Source organism: Acidobacteriota bacterium (genome assembly GCA_026393755.1).
Lineage (GTDB): Bacteria > Acidobacteriota > Vicinamibacteria > Vicinamibacterales > JAKQTR01 > JBAXOX01.
The window spans coordinates 1-7,900 of the sequence record JAPKZO010000041.1; the positions used below are offsets into that span (position 1 = coordinate 1).

General features: G+C 61.4%; 8 protein-coding genes and 1 tRNA gene. 5 read left to right on the forward strand and 4 right to left on the reverse strand.

Translation table 11 applies throughout. The features are described 5' to 3' along the window. The 3 genes from NTV05_18665 to NTV05_18675 all read right to left on the reverse strand — a co-directional run. The coding region (locus NTV05_18665) for a hypothetical protein (GenBank protein ID MCX6546418.1) at positions 1-303 on the reverse strand (303 nt) is incomplete at its 3' end. Beyond that, positions 291-1,373, reverse strand: coding sequence for a type IV toxin-antitoxin system AbiEi family antitoxin (locus NTV05_18670; protein MCX6546419.1), 1,083 nt, complete (start codon positions 1,371-1,373; stop codon positions 291-293). The genes NTV05_18670 and NTV05_18665, both read right to left, overlap by 13 nt. Before the next feature lie 359 nt (positions 1,374-1,732). Then, a complete protein-coding gene (locus NTV05_18675; GenBank protein ID MCX6546420.1) occupies positions 1,733-3,475 on the reverse strand; it encodes a hypothetical protein in 1,743 nt (580 codons plus the stop codon). A gap of 649 nt (positions 3,476-4,124) precedes the next feature. On the opposite strand from NTV05_18675, the gene NTV05_18680 reads away from it, so the two are divergent. From NTV05_18680 to NTV05_18690, 3 genes are all read left to right on the forward strand, one after another. Next, complete coding sequence (locus tag NTV05_18680) at positions 4,125-4,652, forward strand: hypothetical protein (protein MCX6546421.1); 528 nt, start codon at positions 4,125-4,127, stop codon at positions 4,650-4,652. Positions 4,653-4,698: 46 nt separating this feature from the next. Next, positions 4,699-5,343, forward strand: coding sequence for a hypothetical protein (locus tag NTV05_18685; GenBank protein MCX6546422.1), 645 nt, complete (start codon positions 4,699-4,701; stop codon positions 5,341-5,343). Positions 5,344-5,664: 321 nt separating this feature from the next. Further along, positions 5,665-6,276: a hypothetical protein gene (locus NTV05_18690; protein ID MCX6546423.1), complete on the forward strand. Its 612-nt coding sequence runs from the start codon at positions 5,665-5,667 to the stop codon at positions 6,274-6,276. Between the two features lie 458 nt (positions 6,277-6,734). Here NTV05_18690 and NTV05_18695 read toward each other — a convergent pair. Further along, positions 6,735-6,808: transfer RNA gene (locus NTV05_18695), tRNA-Gln, on the reverse strand. 146 nt (positions 6,809-6,954) lie between these two features. On the opposite strand from NTV05_18695, the gene NTV05_18700 reads away from it, so the two are divergent. Together NTV05_18700 and NTV05_18705 are read left to right on the forward strand one after the other, a co-directional pair. Continuing rightward, a complete protein-coding gene (locus NTV05_18700; GenBank protein ID MCX6546424.1) occupies positions 6,955-7,500 on the forward strand; it encodes a hypothetical protein in 546 nt (181 codons plus the stop codon). After that, complete coding sequence (locus tag NTV05_18705) at positions 7,497-7,790, forward strand: hypothetical protein (protein ID MCX6546425.1); 294 nt, start codon at positions 7,497-7,499, stop codon at positions 7,788-7,790. Before NTV05_18700 ends, NTV05_18705 begins: the two co-directional genes overlap by 4 nt. Positions 7,791-7,900: the final 110 nt, after the last annotated feature.

Genomic DNA, 7,900 nt, shown 5'->3' on the forward strand with positions numbered 1-7,900 from the left:
GAAACGTCGCAACTCATCGCGCTGGTCGTAGCCGTGGCCACGCAAGGCATCGATCAGGGTGGCGTATTCGCCATCACCCAAGGCTTCGGCGTCCAAACTGACGTCCACGTCGAGCGTGCCGACGTGCGGCATGTCCTCGTTTCCCAGCAGCAGCCAAGGAACGGCACCGCCAACGATGGCGAACTTGCCTTTGAAGCTTCCAAGGATCTGGCCGATTTCGACGAGCACCTTCTTGACGGCCGCCGTCGTGCGATCGTCATAGCTCGAAGCGGATTGAGGTTCGCCAGGAGTCATTTTGGCCATGCCAGCCTTTCGTGTCGTAGATGCTCGGCGGCCTCACGCCCTCGCTCTCCGGCCGTGGCGAGGTCAAGATAGGTTTGGACGGGGCTGGTACAGATGGCGCCAGGTGCCGGCTCCACCGTATCGCGGAACAAACCGGAATCCTTGAGCACGGTCACCAGCACGTTCTCGCCTTTGGAGATCGACGACAACTTCAAGGCCGCTCGCAGTCGTTCTAGCCCTGTGTCGTCTGCATAGAAGTACTGCGTACCTGTCCGTCCATAGGGGGCGAGCCATTGCGCCGCCGAGAACGAGGCGAATGCCGCCAGGCCCGTGCCATCATCCGCGCGAAGCGCCCGACGCACAACTTCCTCGAACGCACTGCCATGTAGTGTGGTGTAAAAGGTCGCCTGCTTGCCGGCCGGTGGCGCGTAGACGGCGCTCCATGCATCCAGCAGCGCACCTGGCTCAGACAGAAACAGACCATCGTCGGACACGTGCGCCCACTCCCGATCCAGCAACCCCGAACGCACGTTGCTGACGTGGCCGAGGCTGACAGCGGCGGTCTTCGCAAGCTCCGTGACCCTCCAGGCCCGATGGGGATCGCGTAGCATCACACGCAGGACCTGCGCGGATTTTGGCTTGAACAGAGATCTGAGTTCGCGCCGCTCGGCAACAGGCTTGCTCGCAACCTGACGTTCGATGAAGACGCTGCCGAAGATCAGCCGCGAGTTGCCTTCGAGGTCGAGATAGCTCACGTTTTGTTTGCGACACAGGGCCTGAGCGTCACCCGATAGATAGGGAGCGATCAGGACCGGCGTGGCATTCTGCGCATGATGCGCGACGTAGTCCCGCAGTTGGAGCAGCGCCATCCGGACGTGGCGCGGCTGGCCACTGGATTTCACCTCGCAAACCAGCACATGACGCCGGCCCGAAATCTCGACGTGCGCCACGATGTCGATCCCCTGATCCCGAGGTGGCGGCTCGCGCTCCAGGCCTCGTAGCTTGATCGTCGGCACCTGCTCCAACAGCAGGCGGAGCGCCTCCATCCCTTGGCGTTCTAAGTCCTTCACTACAACGACAGTATTCAGCATTTGATGAAATTACCATTTTGGGTGAAATTGTCAAATCGCTTTCACTAGTATGGATATTTTCATCAAATACTGAAAACCAACATTGCGGTGAAAGCCGGAGTGTTGTGGCACCTCGGCGTCCAAGCAGGCCAAGCGATAAGTAAGCGTTGGTGCGTTGTCGCTTGCTTGACGAGGCCGTTAAGAAGCTTCCGTTACTTCCTGGCCGAAGGACCGAAAGTCGGCTCATTTAGCGTGATCTGCGCCATGTGAAGCAGGTCCCCTTCATTGTCGCGTCGCGCCTTATCGAGCGTCTTCCTGGCGATGCCTGGAAGAGAAACCTATGGGCCGCGTCCGCGCGGGGCGCTCGTCCCCTGCCACGCTCACTCCCATCTCGCCCTATCGAGAAGCGCCATCAAGTTCCGCTTTGGCCGGTGGGCCTGGCGGACAGACGCGAGATAGGGCGCGAATTCCGAGTCGCGGCCGAGGAGAATCATCAACGCGCGGATCTTGCGGAGGAGGCCGACCGCCTGCCGGTACGCGTCATTGTTCTTGTGTTGAAGCGTGGGCTCGATCTGAGCCTGATACACGGACAACGCGTCGTCGGGATGCTCCTTCTCGCGCTTCGCGGCGAGCGTCATCCACAGGTCGGCGGAGCATCCGCCGGTCTTCGCCTCACGCCACGCGCCGTCGACATCCTTCTCCCAGAGAAAGATCTTCACTAGTTCGGAGCGGTCAGCTAGACCGCCCCAACCCCAGCCGGTCCTGCGGGCTGCCGTTCTGGCATTCGCGGCCTTATCGCGCAGCAGGGCGAGGGCCTTATCGCGCCATGTGGCCCACGCGTTACCGCGCTCGGCGTGCCGTTTCAGAGTCTGGTAGTGCTCCAGCGTGCCGTTGTCCATGAACTCCGCCCACATCAACGCCATCGCCTGATCGTGGCGTTGGTCACAGTGGTACTCCTCAGCGAGGAATTCTCGGAGCCGTGAATCCTGACGCTTCGGGAACACTTTGAGGCCCTGTTCGGCCCATTCTACAGCGACGTCGCGGTGTCCCGCCCGTTTGTAGGCCTCGGCGATCCGCAGATAGGAGTACGGCAGCGACAGGTCTCGTTTTAAGACCGCGACCAGTGTCTCGACCTCGCCAGTCTGTTCAGTCAACGTCTCCATGATGTGCGTGAGCCGGAAGCGGCTCCCGTCCTGTTCAGGATCCTCGCGGCCAGGGCCGAGTGCCGGCACCTTCGCCCACTTCGCCTCGGCGAGCCGGCGATACGCCGCGAGGCCCTTGGCGCCGAGGACGGTCGCATACGTCGCGGCGGCTCCGAAGAAGGTGTCCCAGTCGGTGCGCAATTCCCACTCGAAGAGTCGCTTGGCAAGGACCTCGGGGTCCGGCTTTACGTTTCTGCAAGCCTTCAGATGGAGTTCCTGTAGCCGTTCGAGCAGCCCTCCTATGTCACCATCGGAATCGTCGACCGATCCCATCGCCCGCTCAACGGCCGTCATCGCGTGCTCGGCCAGATCGATGACTTCGACGGCGTGCCCTTCCTTCAGCAGTTCGTCCACCGCATCGATCGTACGCTCGATACCCTGCGCGTAAGCGTACGCGGAGTGGTAATCCACGAACCGACCCGTCTCGACCGCGCTATCGATCGAATCGCGGTACGTGACCAGATCGATCCCGCTCGCTGTGCGTTTCGCGGTCTCCATCAGCAACCGGCGCCGGAGGTCGCCATCGTGAACAGCCTGTTCGATAATGAGGCGCACCAAGCGCTCGTGCTCCCACGTCTGCAGGTGCGCGCGCACATCATCCATTGTCATGGCCGGGGTAGTCTTCTTAGGCTTGCGCGGCCCAACGCGCCCACCCTGAAGCCACGTCAACCCGACGGCCGCGCAGTGCTTGCAGAAGGCGCCGTCGAGGCCAACCGGACACGTGCAGGAGTACGCCAGATCGTTGTGGCCACCCCAGAGTTCCACCCGGTACTCTTGCGTCCCGGCGACGACAGCCGTGACGCGCCCGTCGTGCTCGACGAGGTCACCGACTCGACCGTCCGAAACATATGCCTCTCCTCGTTCGAACGAACGCGCACCTGCCATTCGACGCAGTTTGCGGACGTCAAGAGTTTTGTCCATCGAGGTCGTCTCCCTACCGACTCTTTCCGGCCGCGTCGCGTTCAGCGAGCAACCGCCCGGCCTGGAGTGCCGCATGGGAGTGGGCATCGGTAGCGTAGCATGCGGTCACTGGACCGGGCAGAGGCGAAGCTTGGACCACGCGGCCTCATGATTTCGTTGGATCTGTTCGGCGAGCCCGACCGGAGGTACCGCTCGGAATTGTGGGAACAGCGTCCCCACTTTTTGCGGTGCATTCGGCAAGAACCCACGCGGTTGTTTCCTTTCGTTTGCGCGCCTGAGCGGTCTTGGAACTTGGCGTCGGCGCACACGTTCGACGGAGAAGTTCGTCGTCGATCGCACGACTCTTTGTCAAGTTTCTATCAAGAATGGGATCGAACGGCGGCTGAGTCGATTCGGAGTGTGCGCGTAACTAATTGATTAAGAAGGATTTGGTTTGGCTGGGAGGCAGGGATTTGAACCCCTAAACGCTGGTCCAGAGGCGCAAGCCCCGACGTCGACGGTGACGGATCGTGTCGGTTTTGTTAGGGTTTTCGGCGAGGACCTTTGGGCCGAGTGGGGTCAAGACCGGCGGTTTCGTACGCAGTTTATCAAGATTTTATCAAGATCTCCTCCCTCTTGTTTTTCCATATTCTAGATTCTAGAATATGGAATGCCTCAGGGACTGCTCGCCCAGGACGTGGTGGTGTTGGCGAAACTGGTCAGCTATCGCGGAACTCGCCCGACCATTGCCCTGCTCGCGGCGGACTTGTCACTCAGTCCATCGCAGGTGCACCTGGCTCTCAAACGTCTGGAACGGTCACGTCTAATCGATGCCCAAGGCGGCCGACCGCTCCTGCGGGCCGTCGAGGAATTCCTGCTCCATGGCGTGAAATACGTATTCCCGGCACGGCGAGGGGAGGCCACTCGTGGCATCCCGACGGCGTACGCCGCTCCTCCGCTCAACGGTCAAATCGTCGAAAGCGGCGACCTGCCACCCGTGTGGCCCGACCCCGAAGGTGACGTCCGAGGCGTTGGGTTCGAACCCCTTTGCAGGGCCGTGCCGAAGGCCGTGAGAAAAGACCCTGTCCTCTACGAGCTTCTCGCGCTCATCGACGCGCTGCGTGATGGCCGCGCGCGCGAGCGGCAGATCGCCGAACGTGAGTTGAGCGCTCGGCTCAGGGAGTTACTGCGTACCTGACCCGAATCGCGCGCTCTTCGAGTCCGTCGTCCGCCTGCTTGGCCCCGTGCTCGACGACCTCGTCTTCGTCGGCGGCTGTACGACCGGCCTCTTCGTCACGGACTTGGTTGCCGGTGGCATCCGTCCGACCAAGGATGTCGACGCCATCGTGAACGTGACGTCGTACGCAGAGTACACCTCGCTCGCAGAGCGCCTGCGCGCGCTGGGACTCGCTGAGGACAGCACGCCCGGTGCGCCGCTCTGCCGCTGGCGCCGCGACGCGTTTATCGTAGACGTTATGCCGATCGACGCCAGTGTGCTCGGCTTCAGCAATCGATGGTATCCGGCCGCCATCGAAACGGCGCAGTCTTGGCGAATCGCCGGACACGACGTCCGTATCGTCACGCCGGTGCTGTTCATTGCCACGAAACTGGAGGCCTTCCGCGGGCGCGGCCGTGGCGATATCTTCGCGAGTCACGACCTCGAGGACATTATCACCGTCGTGGACGGTCGCCCGGAGATCGTCGCCGAGGTCGGTGGCGCGGACGCAGAGGTTCGTGCCTACATTGCGTCGGACGTCCGTTCGCTTCTCGACAACCCAGACTTCGTAGAAGCCTTGCCCGGCTTCCTTCTGCCCGATGCGGCGAGCCAGGCCCGGCGGGGACTCGTGGAAGAGCGCCTCCGCGCCCTTTCTGAGTTGGGAAACGGTTGACCTCATCTACACCTAAGGATGACAGGCCGTCGATTGTGACCCGCCGCCTTGACCTCGGCGAGATAGAACTCGCGGGACGGATTGTCAAGTTCCGCGCACGTCGTGGAGACGGACCGCGGCGCCACGCAAACTGTTTGAGCGCAATTTCTGCGATCAGTGGCTACTCCATCTTTGGCATTCCTTGCGTACTGTTTCTTGCAACCTCGCCATTCTGTCTGGAAATCGAGGCATCTGCGTCTGGTCCGATTCATGCAGACGCTCGCGCGGCGGATCGGCTCAAGCCGGGCTACGGAATCCGGCCGGGGAGAAAGGGACGGCGATATGTGTGCGAACGGCAGCCATCGCGACGACGATTGCGAGGAGGAACAGCGGATTGAGGCATTGAAGCAGCGGGCCAAGCAGTTGAGCGGAGGCAAGATGGTCTCCTGGATGTCCGACGCGGTCTCTTTGGAGCAACGGGAGCAGTTCTGGCACCGCGTCGTCGAGTTCGAGGAGGCCGCCGGGCAGACGACGACCAACTTCCAGCAACTGGTCGCGGCGGGCGTGGAGTTGCCCGCTCCGGATTTGGTCGACGACGAGAAGTTGACGGGCATACTATGGGCGGTCGTTCACGGTCTGGCGCTCCTGAATGTCTTCCTCACCAACACGGATCACTTGAGCGATCGCGATCTATATGGTGCGCTCTGGGACCGCGTTCTACGGGAGGAAGAGCCCGTGCTCCCAGATATGCCGGGTTCGACTTCGCACGTGGACATGATCGGAACCGGGAGCGAAGAGGACATTCGCCTCTACCTGAGGTATTACGCCGACGAGGATTGGCGCCGTCAGTGGGTTGTCGATTTTCCCGACTACGACGTGCCAGCACACGAGGATCCCCCGTACGACCGCGACAGCCATTTACCGCAGCCTCACTACCGGGGGCTCGACCGGTGAGCCCAGCGTGGATCGACGTACGAACATATCTTGAGGGCGAAGGCACGGAGTGCTACGCGCCAGGCCCGTTGTACCCGCACACTCCCATCCGCGGTGAGTTCACAACTGGACGCAGCCCGTCCTCGCCACACGGGTGCCGCGACGAGCAACTCTCGCAGAGGAAGCACGCTTCCCCGTCTGCGTCGCACTCAGGACACAGCGAGACCGCCGGTTCGGGGCATCGGGAGCACGGGGTGTCTGGGGCATCGTTATTCGCCAGCAGCACGATCGTCTGCGACGCAACTGGGACGATCAGCTCCCCGACGACAGAGAGGTCGACGACGGTGGCACACCGTTCGACGGAGACGTTGTTCGCCGATGGCGCGACTTTTTGTCAAGTTTCTATCAAGAATGGGATCGAACGGCGACCGAGTCGATTCGGAACGTGCCCGTAACAAATTGATTAAGAAGGAGTTAATTGGCTGGGAGGCAGGGATTTGAACCCCGATAACGTGGTCCAGAGCCACGTGTCCTACCGTTGAACGACCTCCCAGTGATGCGGGTCGCGGCAGGTGTAGTCAACAATTCTACCGCAACTGGCTCCGATTCGGCTAGCACGCGGCCACGAGCAAGAACCGACCGGCCCTCTCGCGAGCGGAACGCGGACGCCGTGGTACACTCCGGCACGGAATCGACACTATGGCCGACTTGCTCGACGCGTTGCGCCTCGTGACCTCCCGCCTGGATGCGGCAGACGTGCCCTATATGGTGAGCGGATCCCTGGCCCTCGGTTACTACGCCCAGCCTCGCATGACACGCGACATCGATATTGTCGTTGAACTCGAACGCGCCAACGTCCCGCGGTTGGTCGCCGTGTTCGCCGACGATTTCTATTGCGACGAGGACGCCATCGTGCGGGCAGTCGAATCCCGTCGGCTTGTCAACCTCATTCACCTCGACTCGGCCTATAAGATCGACCTCATCGTCCGGAAAGACTCTGAGTACCGCCGAGTTGAATTCCTACGCCGCCGACGCGTCGTCATCGATGGGTTCGAGATCTGGATAGTGACCCCCGAGGATCTCCTGTTGTCAAAACTCGTGTGGTCGCTGCAAGGCAACTCTGAACTTCAGCTCCGAGATGCGGCAGCTCTCGCGGCGTCCGTCCCAACACTCGATTGGACTTACATCGACCAGTGGGCGCAGGAACTCGGCGTCGCCAAGTCTCTCGGGGAGCTGCATCGATGAATCCAGCCCAGCCAGAGCCGCTCGAGGCAACGACGGGTGAACAGCGCCGACTGCTCGCCGCCCTGACGCCTCAAGCGCGGCTGAAGATGACGGCCGCGATGTGGGTGGACGGAAAACGCCTGGTGGAAGCGAGTCTGCGAGCCCAGGGAGTTTCTGACCCGATGACATTGCGCGTCCGCACATTCCGGCGCATCTACGCGTCGGATTTTGACGCCGCGACGATGGATCGCATCGTGGAACAATTGAGGCTGCACACTAAACTGAAGTTCCGCGCTGTCGACAGTAACTGATTGCATACTTTCTGGCCGAAACCTGTATCTTTCCGTAGGTTTTGTGGGCGCATAATGTAGTCACTAAATATGGCTTGACAGATCGGGTTGGTAGCCCTATATTGTGCGTA

What these genes read in the sequence shown, in the direction of transcription:
- NTV05_18690 (MCX6546423.1), top strand. Translation starts at nt 5,665, where the DNA reads ATGTGTGCGAACGGCAGCCATCGCGACGACGATTGCGAGGAGGAACAG.
- NTV05_18700 (MCX6546424.1), top strand. Translation starts at nt 6,955, where the DNA reads ATGGCCGACTTGCTCGACGCGTTGCGCCTCGTGACCTCCCGCCTGGAT.
- NTV05_18705 (MCX6546425.1), top strand. Translation starts at nt 7,497, where the DNA reads ATGAATCCAGCCCAGCCAGAGCCGCTCGAGGCAACGACGGGTGAACAG.
- NTV05_18675 (MCX6546420.1), bottom strand. Translation starts at nt 3,475, where the DNA reads ATGGACAAAACTCTTGACGTCCGCAAACTGCGTCGAATGGCAGGTGCG.
- NTV05_18680 (MCX6546421.1), top strand. Translation starts at nt 4,125, where the DNA reads ATGCCTCAGGGACTGCTCGCCCAGGACGTGGTGGTGTTGGCGAAACTG.
- NTV05_18670 (MCX6546419.1), bottom strand. Translation starts at nt 1,373, where the DNA reads ATGCTGAATACTGTCGTTGTAGTGAAGGACTTAGAACGCCAAGGGATG.